Here is a 21,458-nt window from a genome sequence, read left to right on the forward strand (position 1 = left end):
AACACAACCTAGAATATATGTAAACCGCAAAGGTGGTTGTATCTATATCCATTGCACCAAGATTGTTTGTTAAAAACAAAAGCCCTCCCGGTTGGGGAGGGCTTTCTCTTGTTTGCTGTGACGTCTTAGAACTTCACGGTCAGGTCGGCTTTTACTGCATTGTCTCTGGTGTCGCCGGAGAACTGGCCGGTATAGGCAAGGCCAAGCGTTGTGCGCTTACCGATGCCGACATCAAAACCGGCTTCCACGGCGAAGGCGTTCTTGGCAATTGGCAGGCCCTCGATGGAGAAGGGGGCACCGCCTGCAAAGGCAAGGCTACGCTCCGGCGTTACATCGCCGAAAGCGTGGTTCCAGCCAACCATGCCGCGTGCCGTCAGCGTGGTTGTCTCGCTGAGCGCAAAGTCACGCGACAGGCGAAGTCCGAGCGTTGTGGTGGTGACATCGCTGGAGCCGGAACGGCCGGTCAATGCGCCATCGCCACCATCTTCCTGGAAGCTGTCGGTTTTCAGGTGGGTGTAGCGGGCAGCGGCAAAGGGTTCAAGCGCAGCATATTGCGTGCTGATCTTGTAACCGAGTTCACCGAAGACCTGCACGGTCTGAGCATCGTAGGATGCATTCTGGCCGTTTGTCACACCGCCAAGCACGACATCGCGATCCGTGTCGATCTCATGATGGCCAATATTGGCACCAAGGCGCAGTCCAAGTGCATCCCACTGCGTACCGGCATAAACACCGACCTGATAGCTGTCGACATCGGCCTTCGCTCCACCACTGTGCAGCGAGGTATTGCCATAGCTTGCCAGAAGGCCGAAGCGCCATGTTTCGGCGATCACACCGTCAAGACCGGTGACGAACCCGCCGGTATCGCGGCTGTAGCCGGAGGCATTGCCGTCACTGTCCGCATGCGCCCATGCACCATAGGCTTGCGCCCACAGGGCAGGGGAAAGATCAGCCGGAGCCACAGCAGCGAAAGCTTCGCCGCCATTGCCCTTGCCATCCGGACCATAGGCCAGCGGGTTGATCGTCGCCTGCTGGGTGACAGCCACGCCGTCAAAGGCAGCGCGCAGACGTTCCGTTGCTGCCTGACTGATGAAGTGGCCATCCTCGATCAGAACACCATCAAGCGTTGCATGGATTTCGCCGGAAAGTGACCGGTAGGTCCCTGCAATGCCGTCGAAAACAGTGCTGGTTTCGATAGTGTCATAGAGGTTGTTGCCCGCTCCAAGGTCTTCAATGGCGTTGGCTACGGCCTCCTGATTGTCTGTTTCGGCAAAATCACCGAAGCCGAGTTTGTTGCGCTTGATTGAAAGGTCGATTTTGTTTGGATCGTAAGCAAGGCTTGTGTCGTAGAACGCATAGGTTGGTACAACATCTTCAAACTTCCCTGTGATGCCGCCGGTCGACGTCACGATCGTATAGGTCTTGTCGTTAAGGGCAGCCCGCAATTGCGTTGCGGTGACCTTTGCGTCGCCTTTGGCTTCCGGCGTTACCATGACAATACCGCCGAGCAGCGTTGTCTTGCCTGCAACGACAAGCTTGTCAGCCTCGCTGCCATTAACCTCGATGTGCAGCACCGAACCCTTGTTGAAGGTGGCATTGCCATCCGCAGTCAATGTCCCGACAGAATTGCCGGGAGCAACCGTACCGCCCTTGTTGACGACGAGCGAACCAGCATCCGGATTGGCCGCATCAAGATGGCCGACATGGCCGGTACCGCCAAGGGTACCGCCTGCATTGACAATGGTCTTTGACGTAATCGAACCATCGACTGAAAGCAGGCCGCCATTGATAAGCGTGTCGCCCCTGTAGGTGCTGTCACCAGTCAGCCGTAGACTGCCTGTACCGCTTTTCGTCAACCCGCCAATATAATTGTTCGGATCGCCCAATTTCTTGGTCAATGTTGGAACGAGCGCTTCATAAGCGGTGAACTCTTTCAGCGCTCCTGCAATGCGATCATCGGTAATGGTGGTGCGGATTGTTCCAATGCTTGCCGCGGGTGTGTCCTTGAAGGCAACAAACTGCGGCGCGCGGGGAATGCTAGTATTTGGGGCAGTTGCCACGAATGCGTTCCACAATGCAGTGGCAGCCGGATTTGCCAGCATGGCGGCATCGGCTTTTTCAAATGCAGCATTGGCCGCATCGAACTCTTCTTGAGTCAAAGGAGGGGTTTGCGGAAGCGCAACAATATCAAGTTTCGCATAGCGATCCCTGACCAGCTCAATGGCTGCCGGATAGTCGGATTCCGGAAAGTCCGTTATGACCTGCTGACGGATTTTTTCCTTGCTGGCTTCGGTTATGCCATTCTGCCAGCCTTCGGAAACCTTTTTGGCTTCCCAGTCATCAATGGTCTGACGGTCTTCAACTTTGCGCTGGTCAAGTGCGGCCTGCGAGATATCGTTTTTCCAGACCTCTTCATTTGCGCCGCGATAGGCACCCGGCAGGTTCGCGTTAACCCGGCTGAGAAACTGGCCGGGTCCGTCCATCGCCTTTTCGAGATTGATCAGACCCCAGCCGAATACATCATCCACACCGGCTTCGCCGAGATCGGTTGATGTCGTCTTGAGGATTTCGTTGACATCGCCATTGGAAAGATAGGGGAAGCGCTGCCTCAGTACCATGAAGGCACCGGTTGCAGCCGGACCTGCCATGGAAGTACCGCTCAGCTCTTCATAGCCGGACGTTAATTTGCTGTCATCGATGACGTCACCGGGGTTGAGGCCCGTAATGTCGCCAACCGGCACGCCGCTGTTGATGTTGGTGCCGGGAGCGGCCACGCAGTGATATTTGGAATAGCCGCAAATGCTCGAAAAGCCGCTGCGTGAATAGCCATCCGGATTTGCCTCATCAGCAACGACGCTCATCGTTGTCAGCCAGTTTTTCTCCAATTCCGGGCGGAAGGTTGCAAGACCGGCAAGGGCGTCTGGTTCCAGACCGCCATCATTGCCTGCCGAGAATTCCACGACAATGCCGCTTTCGGCAGCTTTGATTGCGCCATTATAGGCGCCGCCTTCCGGCGTGCCGAGAATTTTCTCGATTTCCTGATATTGCCCGTACGCTTCCGCATAGGTCCAGGATGAACTGGAAAGGCCGATGCCCCAACTGTCTGTAATAATCGAAACGCCGCTATTGATCATGGCGTCCCATGCTGCGCCGTAAACCGCGCCGTCATTGCCCAGTACAACACCGTCTTCAGGACCGGCATCATAATTGCTTGCGGCAAAAATGGCGGCACCGAAGCCAACGCCCATCATTCCCTTGCCATCGCGGTTTGCGGCTGCAATGCCGGCGACATGTGTGCCGTGGCTGGAGATTTCATTGTAGCCATCGATATACTGGCGGCCATCAGCGACGAAACGGTCACCGGCCTTCACAGGAAGATAAGGGTCGGTATAAAGCCGGGTGCCCTCGGTCTTGACGAAAGTCATTTTGCCATCACCGGCAAATTCCGAATGTCCAGCATAGACAGGCTGATCGATAACACCGAGCTTGGTATCCTTGCCGGTAAAGCCCATTGCATAGGCCGCATCGGAATTAAATGCTTTCAACACGTCATTGCCGTTGAATTCGGCATCATCGCGCCAGCTCTTCTTGGCGGCTTCGAAATCATTGGTTCGGGTGCCGTCGGCATTGTAATATTTGGGTTGCTGCTGGGCTATTGCACCTGCCGTTGCGGCAGTAAGCAGGACGCTGGTGAAGACTGTTGTAACGAGATGTTTGCGGAACGTTTTGAGACGGTTTTTATGGGCGGAAGCTCCCGCACCAGAAATATAAAAAGACATACAAAATTCCTCCGATAATCGGATCTACTAATCCGAACGAACTAGAAGATTGAAATTTATCGGCGGGTTTGGTCAACCCAAGATTGTACAATTGTGGAAACTTTGTGGTAACATTTTGATTTCAATGACAGAATTTTGACGAGTGATCACGTTTTGATCACAAAATATTTTATTTAAAAATTACAAGTACTTAGCTGCGAGGCGCTAATTGAGATGTCATGGCGGATGTGATCGCAGAGGCCGTATTACGGGTAATTTCAGCCCATGAAACAAGCATTTCGGGCGTTACACGATAGGCTGGGCCGGTTACAGAGACGCTGGCTGTGAACAACCGGTCCGTGTGTGATAGAATCGGCGCGGCAACGCAGGTAATTCCCGTTTCGTGCTCTTCCCGGTCATAGGCATTTCCGGTGCGCCGAATGGTATCGATTTCGGCCAGAAGTGCGGCGGCCGTGGTCAGCGTGTTGGGCGTGTAGCGGCGGAATTCAATGTTGCTGATCCGCTTGTGCAATTCATTGTCGGGGAGGGCGGAAAGTGCTGCCTTGCCCACCCCCGTGCAAAAGGCCGGAGCCGTGTTACCAATTTGCGAGACCATTCGGATATTCTGGCGGCTCTCGATCTTGTCAAGGTAAATGACCTCGATGCCCTTGAGGACGCCGAGGTGTACTGTCTCACCAGTCGCCTCATGCAACTGTTGGATGTGCGCTGCTGCTACGCCGCGGAATTCATTGCCCGCCCACGCCTTGGATGCAAATTGCAGCAACCGCAACCCTAACGCGTAGGAGTTATCCCTGTTAACGGTGATAAGTCCTTCTTCGATGAGATTGGAAATTTGCCGATGGAGGGTGCCGCGCGGTTGATCGGAAAATTTGAGTACATCCGTAAAACGGAGCGGCATGGATGAATTGGCGATGATGTCAAGAACGCTGATTGCTTTGCCGAGCGTGCCGGTTCCCGATCCGTCATCAGACTTGTTCATGTCGTCCGGAATGGCGTTTAGCTGTGAGTTTGGCGGTTTGCTCAATGTTGCACGGCCTCGAATGATATCTGAGCCGGTTTTACAGCTCTCTTGCAGGAAAAAATCAAAAAAGGCGAGCAAATCTCGCGAAATTGGGAGCAGAATTGCAATTCCCAATAGAAATTTTGGTGTGCATAGTTGAGATCGCCGCGCATGCTCATTCCTCTTGACTTCTGGCACCATAAAGTGACTATTCAATATAGTCAAACAGGGTTCCAAATAATGGAACTAGATGCCTGAAAGAACGCTGCCATGATGCCCTCCGCGATTTTCCCCGATCTCAAAAACCGGTCTGTCCTTATTACTGGCGGAGGGTCCGGTATCGGCGCGTCACTTACGGAAGGCTTTGTACGTCAGGGCGCTCGTGTTGCCTTTATTGACATTGCTGATGAGCCTTCCAATGCATTGGTCGAGCAGATGGAAGGTCAGTATGGAAACCGACCGCTTTACATCAAAGCGGATCTTTCTGATGTTTACGCCTTGCGGGCTGCTGTTGCGCAAGCCACTGAAAGAATTGGTTTAATCACCGTTCTGGTTAACAATGCAGCTTGGGATGATCGTCACGATATCGATGATGTTACTCCCGAATATTGGGACGCGAACCAGTCCATCAATCTGCGTCCGCAGTTCTTTGCGGCACAGGCTGTCGTGCCGGGAATGCGCCAGTCCGGCGGTGGATCGATCATCAACTTCACCTCCACCTCTTTCATGATCAATCATGGTGAAATGCCGTCCTACACGGCGGCAAAAGCCGGAATCATCGGTCTTACCAAGGGGTTAGCAGGTAGGCTCGGACCGGAGAAAATCCGCGTTAATGCTATCGCACCGGGTTGGGTCATCACCGAGCGTCAGCGGAAATTGTGGGTCTCGGGGGATCGTCTCCAACACCATATTGACCGGCAGGTGCTGCGTGAGGAAATTCAACCGGGCGACATGGTCGGCCCCTGTTTATTTCTTGCTTCCGATGCGGCGCGAATGCTGAGTGCGCAGACCCTTATTGTCGATGGAGGTTACCTGTGAGCCAGGCACCGGTCTATGCTCTAAGTGATTGGGGAACAACACGTTTCAGGCTTTGGCTTGTCGATGCTGCAGGTCATGTCCTTGGCGAAAAACGCGCCGATGACGGGCTTGATGTTTCGCGTGTGAAGGGCTTTGCATCGGTGCTCGAAGGTCATCTCGCCAGTCTTGGTGCGCCTTCAAATTTGCCCGTGGTTATATGCGGAATGGCTGGCTCAAGGCAGGGTTGGATTGAAGCGAACTACGTGCCGGTCCCAGCTGATTTGAATGCCATTCTCTCCGGCTCCGTAAAGCTGCCAGACATGGCGCGGGATGTGCGGATCATTCCCGGCCTTTGCCAAACTGGCGATGCGCCAAATGTAATGCGCGGCGAGGAAACCCAGCTTCTTGGCGCTATTCTGGATCGAAATTTGTCCAATGGAATCATAGCAATGCCCGGCACCCACTCGAAATGGGTGGAGCTGGAGCAAGGAAGGGCAAAGGCATTTGCGACCTATATGACCGGCGAGCTTTATGCACTCATGAGCCAGCAATCGATCCTGCGTCATTCCGTTCAGGACGCGACGGAACTGGCATCGCCAGATCATCCGCAATTTATTGCCGCACTCAAATCAATGCTGGCTGGTGGCTCACTTCTCGGGCAGTTTTTCAGTATCCGTGCCGCCATGCTTCTGAATGATTTGAAACCCGAGGGCGCGGCTTCGCGGCTGTCAGGTCTGCTCATTGGGGCAGAGATTGCCGGCACAAAACTCATATCAAACAACAAGATAACACTTGTTGCCTCGGGCGCGATGGCCACTCTATACGGCAAGGCGTTTGAGATTGCCGGTCTTGCTTTCGATCTGGTCGATGCCGATGAAGCCGTGCGCAAAGGATTATTTGTTGCCGCATCGGGAATTTGGCCGCTTACTCAAGGAACCTCTTCATGACCCAATCTTCCGCCTCTTGGCCAAAGCTCAAACGTGATCTGATCGCAATTCTGCGCGGCGTCCGTCCGGACGAAGTTCTGGCGATTGGCGAAGAACTCGCCAATGCTGGTATTGACGTTATCGAAGTGCCGCTGAATTCGCCAAATCCGTTTCAATCTATTGAAATTCTTGCAAAAAACCTCTCGCCCCATGTGCTTGTCGGGGCAGGGACAGTGCTTGATGCGGCCGATGTGAAGCGGCTTGGCGATGTGGGTGGGCGTCTTGTTATTTCGCCAAATGTTGATCCTTCGGTGCTAGCCGCCGCTTCCAAAGCGGGCATGGTATCAATGCCCGGCGTGTTTACGCCAACTGAAGCGCTTGCTGCTTTGAAAGCCGGGGCGTCCGGCCTGAAGTTCTTTCCTGCCAGTGTTCTCGGCCCGGATGGTATAAAGGCCATAAGCGCCATTCTGCCGAAGGAGACGGTCATAGGAGCTGTTGGCGGCGTTGATGAAAACGGCTTTGCAGCTTATGCAAAGGTGGGCGTTCGGACATTTGGACTTGGGTCCAGCCTTTACAAGATTGGTGCTGGCGCAGCCGAAGTTGGTGAAAGGGCTCGGCTGACAGTTGCAGCATATGATCGGGTTTTCAGCGAAGTTTGATAATGAATCAGCCTAAAATCAGCATTTTTTACGATGTTCCGTGCCAATTGGGCGAGGGGCCGGGTTATGATCCGTTGACGAAAAATGCCTGGTGGTTTGACATAGTTACCGGACGCCTGTTTGAAAAACCTGTGGCTGGTGGCGGCGTCCAGATAACTCAGCTCGGTGAGATGGCGAGTGCCCTTGCAGTTGTTGATGCGCGTCATCACCTGATCGCCACGGAAACCGGTCTCGTGCTCCGCAACAGGCTGACCGGCCAAATGGATATGCATCATCCGATCGAGGCTGATAATCCGGCAACCCGCTCCAATGACGGACGTGTGCATCCTTCCGGTGCCTTCTGGATTGGAACCATGGGAAAAAAAGCTGAAGCAGGGGCGGGCTCGATTTATTGGTATCGCAGAGGCGAATTACGTAGATTATTCAATAATATATCCATTACCAACTCCATATGTTTTTCGCCCGATGGCGGCATTGCCTACTTTGCGGACACCCGCAAGAACATTATTTGGCGCGTCGATACGGAGCGCGAGACAGGACTGCCCATTGGCGAGCCTGCTGAATTTTATCGCCACCACGAAAAGGGGGGCGTTGACGGTTCCGTAGTCGACGGCGATGGTAATCTATGGAACGCTTGCTGGGGCCGCTCAGCGATTGATATCTATGCGCCTTCCGGCAACCGCATTCATTCAATCCGAATGCCCGTCAAACAGCCTTCGTGTCCGGCATTTGTCAGCGAAGACACGGCAAGTATGATCGTGACCACTGCCTATCACGATATGAGTGAAGCCTATCACAAGACCGATCCTGACGCGGGTAAAACCTACCTGTTGGAAATGCCCGGAAAAGGGCGTTTCGACCCACCAGTGCTTTTGTAACAGCGTTGGCAGGAACCATTGTTCAACGCTTTCGTTATTTCCCTGTAACCGAAACATCAGCGACTCCAACGTCAGCCGTGTGGCTGCGTAAGGCTGTCCGCATGCCAATCAGGGAGAATTGAGATGGGATTTTTTTCTAAGGATATCAAAACGATGGATGACCTTTTCGTGCATACGCTTCGCGATATCTATTATGCCGAAAACCAGATTGTAAAAGCCCTGCCGGAAATGATCGACAAGGCCACGGATCAAGCTCTCAAAGACAGTTTTGAGAAGCATCTTCAGGAAACCCATGTCCAGATCGAACGTCTTGAGCAGGTTTTTGCACAGCATGGTGTGGATGTCAGCGGCGTAAACTGTCCGGCCATTGACGGCATTCTTGAAGAGACGGACGATATTGCTGGCGAGGTGGATGATGACCGGGTGCTTGACGCAGCGCTGATTGCTGCCGCGCAGGCTGTCGAACACTACGAGATTACCCGCTACGGCACGCTTGTCGCGTGGGCGAAACAGCTGGGCCGTCCCGATTGTGCTGCCCTGCTACAGCAAAACCTTGATGAGGAAATGAAGACGGACAAGGGTTTGACTGTCATGGCTGAAAATCACATCAATGCTGCCGCAGCTTAGATGACTGGTGTAACCAGCCTGTCACAGCGCGGCTGGTTACATAATCTGGCATGCACATTGGAACGATAGTAAGGCTTCATCGTTGACTCCGAACCGTAATGAATGAGGAAATACAATGGCCAAGAGGATTGACGCGCAAGACGCAAAGCAGGGCAAACAAGGCTATCCGGTGTTGGTAGTATTGACTGTATCGCTTGGACTTGCTGCACTGATCTGGCTGGGAGTCGAAGTTTACGGCCAGTTCATTGCTCACGGAGGTTAGTACTGAGCAAAAGAGAATGCTCGCAACTTGCGGATCATGGTTGCGACGAGCTAACAAGGCTGCGTAGTCTACCGCACACTCTCAGGAGCGCAGTCACAAATGGATCAAGGAAAAACTTCCGGGATTAAGTCGAGCTGGGCCGTCGGTCTGATGACTGGAACCGTGCTTGATGGCTTTATCGACATCGCCATGATTCGCAGTGACGGCGAGACCATTGATGATTTCGGCCCTTGGGAACTCGCGCCATATCCAACTGATATTCGGGCACTTTTGGCAGAAACGCTGGACGTGGCGCGCGAATGGAAGTTCAAAGGTCCCGACCCGGAAATCTTCCGTAAAGCCGAAATTGCATTGACCGAAGCGCAGTCAGAAGCGGTGAATCTGTTTCTTCAAAAGCACGGCTTCAGATCGTCGGAAATTGCAGCTGTTGGCTTTCATGGCCAGACTGTTCTTCACATGGCACCCCAAGGTGGCAAGCGTGGCTTTACACGTCAGCTTGGTGATGGTGCAATCATGTCAAGGATCGTCGGAGCGGATGTTGTGTTCGATTTTCGCTCGGCGGATGTTGAAGCAGGCGGGCAAGGCGCACCTCTTTCGGCGATCTATCATAAGGCCATGCTTCAGAAGATTGGGGCCGGCGCGGATGCCGCAATACTGAATTTGGGTGGTGTCGCCAATATTACGTGGTGCGGGGCAAATGATATGATTGCCTTTGACACTGGCCCGGCAAACGCTCCGGTCAATGATTGGATACGGGCAAGGACTGGTCAGGAAATGGACCGCGACGGCAAGATCGCTGCGAGTGGCAAAGTGGATGAAGAGCGCCTGGAAAAGCTTTTGCGTCACCCGTTTCTACACGCATCATATCCCAAATCGCTGGACCGTTTTGACTTCCCGGCATCCATGGCAGACGGGCTTGATTTGAATGATGGCGCTGCAACCTTGACTGCCTTCACGGCAGGAGCAGTCGGAAAAGCGCTCGACCTTTTACCAGAGAGGCCAAAAAATATCGTCGTATGTGGCGGTGGACGCAAGAACCCGCTGATGATGAAGGAAATAGAAAAGCGCGCGGGAGTGAAGGTGACTACAGCCGATGATGCCGGACTGCGCGGAGACGCTGTGGAAGCTGAATGCTTCGCTTACCTTGCAATGCGCTCGCTCCAGGGATTGCCCCTTAGTTTTCCCCACACCACAGGCGTCGCCAAGCCTATGACCGGCGGCAGAATAGCCCGATCGAGTGGAGTCAAGTAGTTCCATAAGATAGATTACGCGATAAGTGCGAAGAGAGTGGGGTGCATTCAAGGGTGAAGCGCGACTTGCGATAGATAACGATGGCTTATCGCTTGCAAGGAGTTGCCCATGAAACGCACCTACTCCCGGATTGACATAGATGAGCGCCGTTAGATCGCTCGCTGGCGAACGACAGGTACCGCCGGGAATACTTGCTCAGATGTGGGTGAAATTTGCATCGAGAATCCGGTAACGGATAAGCTGATGACCATTATGCTGGTATCGTCGAGCTAGCGTCGATGTATTTCTAGCGATCACTTTGCTCGCTGCCAAGATTTGTTGAAAGGGTATTGTGTGCCCTTTCAACTTGGAGGTTCGCTGACTGTTTAACCCGCTGATCAGCTGTTAGGAAGACCCGGTGGATTTGTTGCAGCCTTGTCGATTGCTTCCGAGCCGAGATTCCAACGGTCGAGAACCTGTTTGTACTTTCCGTTGGCAATAAGGTCATTTAACGCCTGCGTGATGCCTTCTGCGGCACCACTGCCTTTGCGGGTTGTCACCGCAACTTCGGCAGTAATTGGCCAGCCACCACTTACAGTGCCAACCAGCTTGGTTTTCCCGTTGACCTTCGCCTTATATGCCTGAGTAGCGTTCACGCTGAACACGGCATCTGCCCTGCCCGATTCAACTGCGAGATATTTTACGGCCTCATCGTCGTAATACTGCACTTCAATCGGCTTCAGGCCATTGCCGACATTCTGTTTATCCCAAGCCAGCAGAATTTTTTCCTGGTTGGTGCCCGGATCGGTAATGATTTTGAGACCGGCAATATCCTTCGGTTCCTTGATCGAAGTAATGGATCCGGCGGCCTTCACGTAAAACCCAAGCTCATCCTTGCGATAGGTCGAAAAGTCAAACTTCTCCTTGCGTTGTTCCGTCACCGTCACATTGGAAATGACCGCATCGAACTTTCCGGACTGCAGACCGAGCGGCCAATCTGCCCAAGCAACTGGTACAAGAACAAGTTCACGCCCAAGGCTGTCGGCAACAAGCTGCGCAAGGTCTACGTCATATCCGACAACGGTCTTTGCGTCGGTTGCGTAGGTGCTTAATGGAGGATTGCCCGGTGCAAGACCAATCGTCAGCTTTGTGTCATCGATAAATTTGAAACTCTTCGAAACCGCTTCTATGGCGGGTGCGCTTTTCTCGGCCCTTATTCTGTCTTTCTGCTCCGGGCTAAGATCAAATCCGCCATCGGCAGCGTGGCTCACTCCTGCCAAGACAGTTAGAAATATGCCTGCGAATGCAGCGGATAACCCCGTTTTCCGTATCATGCCTGACCCCTTTGTAAGTGTGTTGAGTGTTGATTACTTTTGGAAGTATTTTTCCAACCGAGTTCCGGTGCGATATGTGCAACGAAGTCGGAAAGAATCTGCTCGTACTCATGCGGTTTGAATTCGTAGGGTAGTTCGAGACGCAGCTCTCCGACCCCGGCAACTACCGGGTCGTTAAACAGGTGCTCAAGAATTTGCTCCGACGTTCCCACCAGATCTTGCGGAAAAAGCGTTCGCCTGTCGCCTTGTGGCTTAAGCGTCCTCTCATGCCTGCTTGAAGCATAATTCAGGTATTTCTCTTTCGTTTTGGCATCGGCGCTATCCGTCGGCACAATGACGCGCCCAAGAGAAACGCGTTGCTTATGGGGATGCGCTGCATTGGTTTTAAAACTGTCCAATTGGCGGAATTGCGCTTCAAAAAAGTTATCCGTCCCCTCCCCCACAACCACATTGCTGAGCATGAGGTTAAAGCCATTTTGACCCGCCCACTTGCTGGAGCGCAGGGACCCTCCGCCATACCAAAGCCGATCTATCAGTCCCTTGGCGTAGGGCTGGAGCCGTGGCCGCTGACGCCCGAAAGGTGTCGCTATGAAGGTATCCTCTGGGCCAAGGAAATCGCCACGGAGGTGGTTTGCGAAACGTCTCACCCGCTCATGCGAAAGGTCGTAATCTTTCCAGTCACCATCGAATACCAAGGGACCCAGCAAATCTGCATGAGCCGGAGCGCCAGCGCTCACGCCGACATTGAGGCGTCCTTGTGATAGAACATCGACGGTAGAGAGATCTTCAGCCAACCGGTACGGGCTTTCATACCCAATCTGAATAACGGCTGTTCCGATCTGAATGCGGTGTGTCCTCTGACTGGCTGCTGCCAGAAATATGCCTGCAGAAGAGATGCCATGTTCAAGATGGCGTTGACGCACCCAAGTGCTATCAAAACCCAACTCTTCACCAAAGACCAGAAGCTTCAGCGTAGCTTCCAATCCCGGATAGGGATTGTTGTCATCGTAATTTCCCGGTGTAAGAAATCCGATATGATTTATTGCAGTTTTCGACATGACACTATTCCCGATGCGATTCAGATTTTCGGCAAACCGGGAGGATTTGTGCGCGATCGCTTGAGCGCTTCGGGCGTCAACTGCCAACGCTCCAATAGCTGCGCATATTTTCCATTATCAATCAGCTCGTTGATGGCTGCGGTCAGGCTATCCGCTATTCCGCTTCCCTTGCGTGTCGTCACGGCGACGTCGGCAATCAGCGGCCAGCCTGCATTGACCGTACCCACTAGTTTGATCTTGCCTTCGCTGGCTGCGCGGAAGGCTTGTGTCGCATTTGGATTGAATTCCGCATCGGCGCGGCCGGACTGTATGGCAAGCGCGCTCACAGCTTCGTCGTCGTAATATTGCAAGGTCGAAGGCTTAAATCCCTTGGCGACGTTCTGCTTGTCCCACTCCAGGAGAATCTTCTCCTGTATGGTGCCTGAACTTGTGATAATCCTGAGCCCAGCAATATCCTTCGGTTCTTTTATGGACGCAATCGGGCTATCGGATTTGACGTAAAATCCATGCAGGCCCTGCCGATACGTCGAGAAGTCGAATTTCTCCTTCCGCTGTTCGGTCACACCTACATTCGAGATTACGGCATCGAATTTCCCTGACTGCAGTCCAAGAGGCCAATCGGCCCATGCCACCGGAACCAGATCCAGCTTTCTCCCCAGCGTATCGGACACCAGCAGAGCAATATCCGGGTCATAGCCAACAACAGTCTTTGCATCAGTCGCGTAGGTGGCAAGTGGCGGATTGTCCACTGCAATGCCTACTGTAAAGATGCCGTCCTCAACGAATTTGAAGGATGCGGGTATCGTGGCAACGACCTTTTCGCTCTTCTCTGTTCGTAGCCGACCTGGTTGTTCAGCGCTGAGATCAAGTGCCTCTGCACCGGTAGACAAGCTGATTGCCAAGATGAAAGTTGGCAACATGATTTGGGGTAAAAAGTTAAGATACTGCTTCATATCGAGAATTCCTGATTAGAGAACTTTTGCGAGGAACTCGGCAGTCCGCGGATTTGCCGGTCGGTTAAGCACTTGCTCAGGCGATCCGGTTTCGACGATTTTCCCGGCGTCCATGAAGATCACGGTATCTGCAACTTCGCGCGCAAAGCCGATTTCATGCGTGACGATGATAAGTGTCGTGCCCGAGCGTGCGAGTTCCTTGATGACATCCAGAACCTCCCCGACAAGTTCAGGGTCGAGGGCTGATGTGGGTTCATCAAAGAGCAACACTTTGGGGCGCAACGCAAGCGCTCTTGCAATAGCAACACGCTGCTGTTGTCCGCCGGACAGTTGTCTTGGATACGCATTGATCTTGTCACTGAGGCCAACGCGTACAAGCAGATCGCGTGCAAGATTGATCGCTTCCGGTCGGGTCAGGCGATTGAGCGATACGGGTGCTTCGATGATGTTTTCAAGCACAGTCAGATGCGGGAATAAATTGAAGCTTTGGAACACCATGCCGATATCAGCTCGGCGCTTCAGAATGTCTTTCTCCTTAAGCTCGTAAAGTGTCCGTCCGCTTTTGCGATAACCGACAAGCTCATTATCGACAGTAATGAAACCGTCATCGACACGTTCCAGATGGTTGATTGTTCGCAGGAGCGTCGACTTGCCGGAACCGGAAGGCCCGAGAATGGCGGTGACGCTGCCTGCCTTTATGTCCAGCCGTACATTGTCGAGCACTTTCAACTGGCCGAAGCTTTTTGATACGCCGTGTATTCTGACTGCTCCCGGCGCACGCCATTGTGTGAACGATTCCCGTGGTGCCTCTGTTTTCGAGACGGGCTTCAGGCTGTTGGGGGAAACCGTGGGAAAAGCAGGGCGCGCAAGAATTGGCGCTCCAAAAAGCCGATGCAGCAATGGCCCGAACAGTGGCGCGGGTGCGTTGCGTAGTGCGCCTTTGGAGAAGTGCCGTTCGATGTAGTATTGTGCGACAGAAAGCACCGTCATGATGATCAGATACCAGACGGTAGCAACCATGAGCAGTGGCACGACTTCCAGATTACGACGATAAATAACCTGCACCGTATAGAACAGTTCCGGCAAAGCGAGGACGTAGACCATTGATGTCCCCTTGGCCAAGCCGATGATCTCATTAAACCCAGTGGGAAGGATCGTGCGCATGGCTTGCGGGAGGACGATGCGGAATGCCTGTCGCCGACGCGGAAGGCCAAGCGCTGCAGCCGCTTCATGTTGTCCCTGATCGACGGAAAGGATGCCGCCGCGAATGATCTCTGACGAGAACGCCGCCTGGTTGAGGCTGAGCCCGATAAGTGCCGCCGCGAAAGGACTCAAGACCGAAACCATCGGATATTCGGCGAAGTTGATGTCCGTGTACGGAATACCAATTCGCACGGTTTCATAAAGGTAGCCGAGGTTGTTAAGGATCAGCAGCAGTACAATGAGCGGAATGGATCGCAGCAGCCAGATATAGGCCCAGGAAAGGCCTGAAAGCAGAGGTGATTTGGATACGCGCGCCAAGGCGAGCGCGGTGCCAAGTGCAAAGCCGAGAACCGATGCCAGTGCAGTCAACAGCAATGTTCGTGCCAGACCCGCAAGCACCGGTTCGGCAAAGAACCATTCAGCGAAAACGTCCCATCCCCATTTTGAGTTGGTCAATATCGACTGCAACATCGCAATAATAACGAATGCTGCAAAAAGTGTTCCAAAGAAACGAGTGGGATATTTCGCTTTGACGATCTTGTAATGAGTGTAATCCTCGTTGGAACTAGGAGTTACCTTCAGTGAATGAGCGCTCGAATAGTCTGTCGCGATCGCCATACGATTACATTCCTCTTCAAACCACTTTGCCGAATTTCAACACCCAGAAATAATATTCTGATGTAGGTAATTTTACTCGACTGATTTAGTAGTTTTTAAAGAGCCTCGTCAAAGATGGATGCTGCGTATGGAGTGTCGAATGAGAAGCATTGTTGCAAAGTTTTCTGCTTCTTTAGTATGAAATCCCATTATCGTATCGCGCACAGGTCGGGGGCTCAGGACTGCCGTCAGGCCGCCTGTGTTTTGTTATTGGCTTCCTCGCGGGCTAGCGGCACACCGTCGGTCAGCAGATGGCTGATGTCTTTCTCAAAAGCGAGATGGCGATAGATTTCCGGATCGACATTCACATCAAACAGTGCTGTGTAGCCTGATCTCAAATAGAGCTGCGTGGCTTCCGGTTGCCGGAATCCGGTTGTGAGATAGATACGCGTATAGCCTTGCCGAAATGCCTGCGCTTCAAGTTCATAGACGACCTTTCGTGCCAACCCCTGCTGGCGCAGGCGGGAGTGAGTCCAGATGCGCTTCAGCTCGGCTGTGCGTTCGTCATACCGCTTGAAAGCCCCTCCGCCAATCGTCTCTCCATCTCGGATCAGCAGCAGAAACGCCCCGTCCGGTTGCGCAAAATATGAAGCTGGATAGCGGCTGAGTTCATTGCGTGCGGGTTCGCCGAAATAGTCCCCATAGCGCCCTTCATATTCCTCAATGAGCGCTTCTATCAGTGGCTGGGAACGTTCATCGTCCGGAGTGGTATAAACAAACACGTCAGTCATGCCTGGTTCGCGTCCTTTCGCAAATTCAGGATGGGTTCTTGCCGAGATAATCTTCAGTCAGCTTCACCCAATAACGGGAAGCCGGACCGATAATCTCGTCATTGAAGTTGTAGTTCGGGCTGTGAAGCGGGGCGCTGTCGCCATTGCCGATGAAGAGATAGCTACCGGGTCGCGCTTCGAGCATGAAGGCAAAATCTTCGCTTGCCGAAATCGGGCGGAAGTTGCTCTCAACCTTTTCAGCACCGAAATGGGTGATTGCCGTCTGTCGGGCAAACTCTGTCTCCGCCGGATGGTTGACTAGAACCGGGTAGCCCCGCGGGTAATCCACTTCGGCAGACGCGCCATAACTTTCTGCCTGTGATCGTGCCAATGCCGTGATTCGCTCTTTAATCTTTTCCCGCACCTCAGAGCGAAACGTCCGCACAGTCAGCTCAAGCTGCACGCTGTCGGGGATCACGTTCGGCGCTATGCCTGCATGGATGGTGCCGACAGTGATAACCGCCGCGTCGAGTGGGTCGATGTTACGCGACACGATACTTTGCAGGGCGAGAATGAACGACGCGCTGGCGACCACGGGATCGATTGTTTCCTGCGGCCTTGCGCCATGCCCACCCTTACCCGTGATGCGTACTCTGACCAGATCCACCGAGGCCATGGCAGGCCCTGATATAAAGCCAAACTGCCCTGCCGCGACACCTGGCCAATTGTGAAGACCAAAAACGGCGTCGCAGGGGAAACGGTCAAACAAACCATCTTTGATCATACGGCGAGCGCCAGCGCCACCTTCTTCGGCAGGCTGAAAAATGACATTCAGTGTGCCAGAGAAGTTACGTGTTTCTGCCAGATGACGGGCGCTGTGAAGGAGTATGGTCGTGTGCCCGTCATGGCCGCAAGCATGCATCTTGCCCTTTATCGTACTGGCATAGGGCAGGCCCGTGGCTTCTTCAATCGGCAGTGCGTCCATGTCAGCACGGATGCCAACCTTCTTTGGTCCGTTGCCATTCTGCAGTTTCCCGACAACGCCGGTACCCCCTATACCGGTTGTGACATCGTAGCCCCAAGCACGGAGTTTATCGGCCACCAACTCGCTGGTACGGTGTTCATCATAGGCGAGTTCCGGATGGCGATGCAGATCATGGCGTAAAGCCACAGCCTCGCCGAGGGTTCGCTCGATGGACTCCTGAACTGTATCGGGAGTTGCAGTCATTCTAGGCATTTTCCTTTACGACCGAGCGATTGGATGGGCCTGCCGCGGCTTTGGTGTAACGGCTTTCGCGGAACGGCAGGCCAAGATTATCGCGCAAGGTCGTACCCTGCAGGGTGGGACGGTGATAGCCGCGAGCTTCCAGAATAGGCAGAACTTCGCGGGCAAAATCATCAAGCCCTGCAGCGAGAATCTGGAAGCCCAGAATAAAGCCGTCAGCCGCATCATTGTCTATCCAGCGGATTAGCTCGTCGGCAATCTTGTCCGGTGTTCCTGTGAAGCCATTGCGCGGCGTGGTGACTTCGAGTGCTACCTCGCGCAAGGTCTGACCTTTTACCTTGGCATCGCGCTTTATCCGGTCGGTGGTTGAACGGAAATTATTCTTTCCGATATCACCGAGTTCCGGGAATGGCTTGTCGAGCGGATACGCACTGAAATCGTGGTGATCGAAAAAGCGGCCAAGATAGGCCAGCGCTTCCTCTATCGTCACAAGATCACGGATCTCCCGATATTTCGCTTCAGCTTCGGCCTCGGTGGAACCGACAATTGGAGCAATACCGGGGAAAATCAGAATTTCATCAGCATTGCGGCCATTCGCGACTGCACTTTTTTTCAACTGCCGGTAAAGAACTTGCGCATCCTCAATCGGTACAAGATTTGTGAAAACGCCATCCGCATGTTTTCCAGCCAATTTGATGCCGTCGTCGGAAGCCCCGGCCTGAAAGACAACCGGCTGCCCCTGTTGCGAACGCCCAATGTTCAATGGTCCTTCCGAATTGAAGAAGCGTCCGTGATGGTTCAACTTGTGTAATTTGGCGGGGTCGAAAAACTGTCCGTTTACCCGGTCGCGTGTAAATGCATCATCATCCCAGGAATCCCATAGCCCCTTGACCACATCAAGATGCTCTTCAGCTATCTCGTAGCGCAGGGCATGGTCGGGATGATCGCGTCCATAATTCTTTCCGGACCCTTCCAGTGGAGATGTAACCGCGTTCCAGCCGGCGCGCCCGTTACTGATCTTGTCAATGGAGCCGAACTGTCGCGCAACGGTAAATGGATCACTGTAAGAGGTTGACAATGTGCCAACGAGACCAAGTTTCGATGTGGTCGCTGCCAGTGCTGAAAGAATGGCAATGGGTTCGAACCGATTGAGAAAATGCGGAATTGATTTTTCGTTGATATAGAGCCCGTCTGCGATGAAAGCGAAGGCAATGCCCGCACTTTCGGCTTTCCGGGCCTGTTCGAGATAGAAAGGGAAATTGATGCTGGCATCCGGCGGCGAGCTCGGGTGTTTCCATGAATTCATGTGGCCGCCGGGGCCTTGCAGCATGATTCCAAAGTGGATTGGTTTTTTACTCATTGTAATTCTCCACGGTCACGCGGCGAGTGCATGTTGTGCTTGAGCCAGCAACTGGATTGATGAAAGGCGCTTGGCGGCATCCCGGATCGGTGTGTCTATGACAAACTCGCCAATACCAAAACGCTTGTGCAGTCGATCAAGCTCGCAGAGAACCTTGCGCGCCGAACCGCGGATGACATTTGGTGTTTTCTTTTCGATCCGATAGCTGCTCGCACCGGCCTGCCGCGCATATTCTTCTGCCTGTTCGACACTGCCGACAGTTACGCTCTGGCCGCCTTCCACATGCACTTTGAAATGCTGAATATCGCCAACAAGCTGCTCAGCTTCACTATCGGTTTCTGCCGCAACGACGCCGACGGCGAGCAGTGGTTTTTGCCCCTGCGATTTTCCAGTGTAGATATCCAGGGTCTGTTTGAGAACTTCTTCGTCGCCATTCAAATGACTGGCAAAGACAAAATTCCAACCCTGCGTGGCTGCAAGAATTGCACTGTCCGGGCTTGCTCCCAGCAGAAACCTCTCCGCCGCAGCGGCAGGCAGCGGGGTTGCCCGCACGCTTGCCAAAGGATGACTCACCGGCAAGCCATCGTCGAGAAAAGCGCCGAGCTGTTCGAGTTGCGCTGCAAAATCCTGCTTCTCTGCTCGCGGCAACAAGCCCTGTAAGGCTCGTGTGGAGAAAGGAAGACCGCCGGGTGCCTTGCCGACACCAAGATCAATACGGCCCGGTGCAAGGCTTGCCAGAACATTGAAATTCTCTGCGACCTTATACGGGCTGTAGTGCTGCAGCATCACGCCGCCCGAACCGATACGGATGGTAGAAGTATGCGCAGCAATGAACGCAATGAGGACTTCCGGTGAAGAACTGGCTACGTCGGGCGTATCATGATGTTCAGCAACCCAGAACCTGTGAAATCCCCATTCTTCAGCCTGTCTGGCCAAAGCGACTGAGCGCTTCAAGGCAGCATGGGCTGTCTCACCATTAAAAACCGGACTTTTATCAAGCAGACTGAGTGCATAGCCCATTTTTGAAAATGGCCTCCATTGCATAAAGGCAACCTTCCGGCTCGGAAGATTGCAGTTTTCAGAGGCACCCAGATTTTCCTTTAACAAGCCAGTCGTCAAAGAACAGCTTGCTAAAAATTCAATGAACTACAGAATTACTATCTCTGCCGCATTTGTCAGAAATGCTCGTCGCTATCTGCCCGCTTACCAAGGACGACTGCCGCAATCAGACCAAGCGCCACGCCGAACATGACGTAATAGGTTGGAGCCATGGGCGATCCGGTTTTCTGGATCAACCATGTCACAATAAACTGCGCAAAGCCGCCAATAAGCATGACGGCGACGTTGTAGGAGATAGATAGCCCCAAAGACCTTACGCGTGTTGGAAAGAGCACGGCCATAACCGTGCTGAACACGGCGAAGAATGCAGCTGCACACAGCCCCGTTGCCAATTGAACCACGATCAGTCTGCCGATCGTGGGGGCGGCTGTCAGCCATGAGTAAAGCGGAAACAATATGACCAGGTACAGCGCCAGCGAAGTAATAAGCAGCTTGCTGCGGCCGATCTTGTCCGAGAGAATGCCCATCAAGGGCGTCAGGACGACGACCCAGAATGCGCCAAGCATCTGCACCTCAAAAGTTTTCTGAAGTGGTAACAGGAGTATCTTGGTTGCAAAGGTCACCAGATAGGTGAAAGTGATGTAAACCGTAACCGTAGCAGCGGCCACAAGTCCGATTCCAAGAATAGTCTCACGCCACGAGTTCGCCAACAATTCACCGATGCTGATGTGCGTGCCTTTGACAGCCTCCTCGCGCTTGGCATTGCGAAATACTTCTGTCTCGTCAAGGCGCTGGCGAATGTAGACGGCAACGGGAATAATGATCAGGCCGACAAAAAATGGAATGCGCCAGGCCCAAGCCTCGATTTGCTCCTGATTGAAATAGACAGTCATCAAGGTTCCGGCTGCAGCACCGATCAATAGTCCGATCATCTGGCCGGTCATTTGCCACGAACCGTAAAAGCCACGCTTTTCACGAGGTGCCATTTCGATGAGTAGTGCAGTTGCCGTGCCGAACTCACCCCCTGCCGAAAAGCCTTGTACCAGGCGTGCAATGAGGATCAGCAGTGGTGCCAAAACACCGGCTGCCTGATAAGTCGGAGCAAATGTAATTATTGCCATCGACACGGCCATGAGCGACGTAATCAGCACCATGGCGGCCTTGCGACCATGTTTGTCACCGTAGAGTCCAAGGACAATGCCCCCGACCGGACGCATCAAAAACCCGACGCCAAAGATGGCGGTTGTCATGAGAATGGCGTTAAGGTCACTGCTGGATGCAGATGGATCGACCGGGAAAAACAAACGCGCAATGATGGGTGTCATAAAGGCGAAGACGAGAAAGTCGTACCATTCGAGTGCGTTGCCAATGACGGCGGCCGCGAGGTTACGCACCGGCACTTTATGAGGATTCTGCATGATGTATCCTTTCAGGGGGTGTTTCTCGTCAACGGAAGTTGTGGCCTGTCCGCACAGGGACTCGCATAAGGATCAGTTGATCCCCCAGTTCTGGATTGGTCCA

General features: G+C 53.4%; 18 protein-coding genes. 7 read left to right on the forward strand and 11 right to left on the reverse strand.

Features of this window, described 5'->3' with window-relative positions; all coding sequences use genetic code 11:
- Nucleotides 1-125: 125 nt before the first annotated feature.
- Together PMI41_RS24315 and PMI41_RS15165 are read right to left on the reverse strand one after the other, a co-directional pair.
- Nucleotides 126-3,779 carry an autotransporter serine protease gene (locus PMI41_RS24315; protein WP_008126281.1) on the reverse strand — a complete coding sequence of 1,218 codons (3,654 nt, stop codon included), beginning with the start codon at nt 3,777-3,779 and terminating at the stop codon, nt 126-128.
- Nucleotides 3,780-3,969: 190 nt separating this feature from the next.
- Nucleotides 3,970-4,803, reverse strand: a complete 834-nt coding sequence (locus tag PMI41_RS15165) for an IclR family transcriptional regulator (protein ID WP_244423947.1) — start codon at nt 4,801-4,803, stop codon at nt 3,970-3,972.
- A 246-nt stretch (nt 4,804-5,049) separates the two neighbouring features.
- Here PMI41_RS15165 and PMI41_RS15170 point away from each other — a divergent pair, with 246 nt between their 5' ends.
- From PMI41_RS15170 to PMI41_RS15195, 7 genes are all read left to right on the forward strand, one after another.
- Complete coding sequence (locus PMI41_RS15170; protein ID WP_008126285.1) at nt 5,050-5,817, forward strand: SDR family oxidoreductase; 768 nt, start codon at nt 5,050-5,052, stop codon at nt 5,815-5,817.
- Nucleotides 5,814-6,743 carry a 2-dehydro-3-deoxygalactonokinase gene (locus PMI41_RS15175; RefSeq protein WP_008126287.1) on the forward strand — a complete coding sequence of 310 codons (930 nt, stop codon included), beginning with the start codon at nt 5,814-5,816 and terminating at the stop codon, nt 6,741-6,743. Before PMI41_RS15170 ends, PMI41_RS15175 begins: the two co-directional genes overlap by 4 nt.
- A complete protein-coding gene (locus PMI41_RS15180) occupies nt 6,740-7,381 on the forward strand; it encodes a 2-dehydro-3-deoxy-6-phosphogalactonate aldolase (RefSeq protein WP_008126289.1) in 642 nt (213 codons plus the stop codon). Before PMI41_RS15175 ends, PMI41_RS15180 begins: the two co-directional genes overlap by 4 nt.
- A gap of 2 nt (nt 7,382-7,383) precedes the next feature.
- A complete protein-coding gene (locus PMI41_RS15185) occupies nt 7,384-8,259 on the forward strand; it encodes an SMP-30/gluconolactonase/LRE family protein (RefSeq protein WP_008126291.1) in 876 nt (291 codons plus the stop codon).
- 123 nt (nt 8,260-8,382) lie between these two features.
- A complete protein-coding gene (locus PMI41_RS15190) occupies nt 8,383-8,886 on the forward strand; it encodes a ferritin-like domain-containing protein (protein WP_008126293.1) in 504 nt (167 codons plus the stop codon).
- A gap of 115 nt (nt 8,887-9,001) precedes the next feature.
- Nucleotides 9,002-9,148, forward strand: coding sequence for a hypothetical protein (locus PMI41_RS25275; protein WP_008126295.1), 147 nt, complete (start codon nt 9,002-9,004; stop codon nt 9,146-9,148).
- A 123-nt stretch (nt 9,149-9,271) separates the two neighbouring features.
- Nucleotides 9,272-10,399: an anhydro-N-acetylmuramic acid kinase gene (locus PMI41_RS15195; RefSeq protein ID WP_040855312.1), complete on the forward strand. Its 1,128-nt coding sequence runs from the start codon at nt 9,272-9,274 to the stop codon at nt 10,397-10,399.
- A 377-nt stretch (nt 10,400-10,776) separates the two neighbouring features.
- Here PMI41_RS15195 and PMI41_RS15200 read toward each other — a convergent pair whose 3' ends face one another.
- The 9 genes from PMI41_RS15200 to PMI41_RS15245 form a co-directional block, all read right to left on the reverse strand.
- Nucleotides 10,777-11,712, reverse strand: a complete 936-nt coding sequence (locus tag PMI41_RS15200) for an ABC transporter substrate-binding protein (protein ID WP_008126298.1) — start codon at nt 11,710-11,712, stop codon at nt 10,777-10,779.
- Nucleotides 11,709-12,770 (reverse strand): LLM class flavin-dependent oxidoreductase, encoded by a 1,062-nt coding sequence (locus PMI41_RS15205; RefSeq protein WP_008126299.1) that lies wholly within the window; start codon nt 12,768-12,770, stop codon nt 11,709-11,711. Before PMI41_RS15205 ends, PMI41_RS15200 begins: the two co-directional genes overlap by 4 nt.
- A gap of 20 nt (nt 12,771-12,790) precedes the next feature.
- Nucleotides 12,791-13,690, reverse strand: coding sequence for an ABC transporter substrate-binding protein (locus PMI41_RS15210; protein WP_040855036.1), 900 nt, complete (start codon nt 13,688-13,690; stop codon nt 12,791-12,793).
- Between the two features lie 48 nt (nt 13,691-13,738).
- Complete coding sequence (locus tag PMI41_RS25570; protein WP_008126301.1) at nt 13,739-15,544, reverse strand: amino acid ABC transporter permease/ATP-binding protein; 1,806 nt, start codon at nt 15,542-15,544, stop codon at nt 13,739-13,741.
- A 227-nt stretch (nt 15,545-15,771) separates the two neighbouring features.
- On the reverse strand, nt 15,772-16,314 hold the full coding sequence (locus PMI41_RS15225) for a GNAT family N-acetyltransferase (RefSeq protein ID WP_008126302.1): 543 nt from the start codon (nt 16,312-16,314) through the stop codon (nt 15,772-15,774).
- A 25-nt stretch (nt 16,315-16,339) separates the two neighbouring features.
- Nucleotides 16,340-17,530 (reverse strand): M20 aminoacylase family protein, encoded by a 1,191-nt coding sequence (locus PMI41_RS15230; RefSeq protein ID WP_040855039.1) that lies wholly within the window; start codon nt 17,528-17,530, stop codon nt 16,340-16,342.
- Nucleotides 17,523-18,878, reverse strand: a complete 1,356-nt coding sequence (locus PMI41_RS15235) for an LLM class flavin-dependent oxidoreductase (RefSeq protein ID WP_008126304.1) — start codon at nt 18,876-18,878, stop codon at nt 17,523-17,525. The genes PMI41_RS15230 and PMI41_RS15235 overlap by 8 nt, the downstream gene beginning before the upstream one ends.
- 15 nt (nt 18,879-18,893) lie before the next feature.
- Entirely contained in the window at nt 18,894-19,898 is a 1,005-nt protein-coding gene (locus tag PMI41_RS15240; RefSeq protein ID WP_008126305.1) for an LLM class flavin-dependent oxidoreductase, read from the reverse strand.
- Nucleotides 19,899-20,053: 155 nt separating this feature from the next.
- Nucleotides 20,054-21,355, reverse strand: a complete 1,302-nt coding sequence (locus PMI41_RS15245; RefSeq protein ID WP_008126306.1) for an MFS transporter — start codon at nt 21,353-21,355, stop codon at nt 20,054-20,056.
- Nucleotides 21,356-21,458: the final 103 nt, after the last annotated feature.

The sequence above is a fragment of the Phyllobacterium sp. YR531 genome (genome assembly GCF_000282595.1).
Classification (GTDB): Bacteria; Pseudomonadota; Alphaproteobacteria; order Rhizobiales; family Rhizobiaceae; genus Phyllobacterium.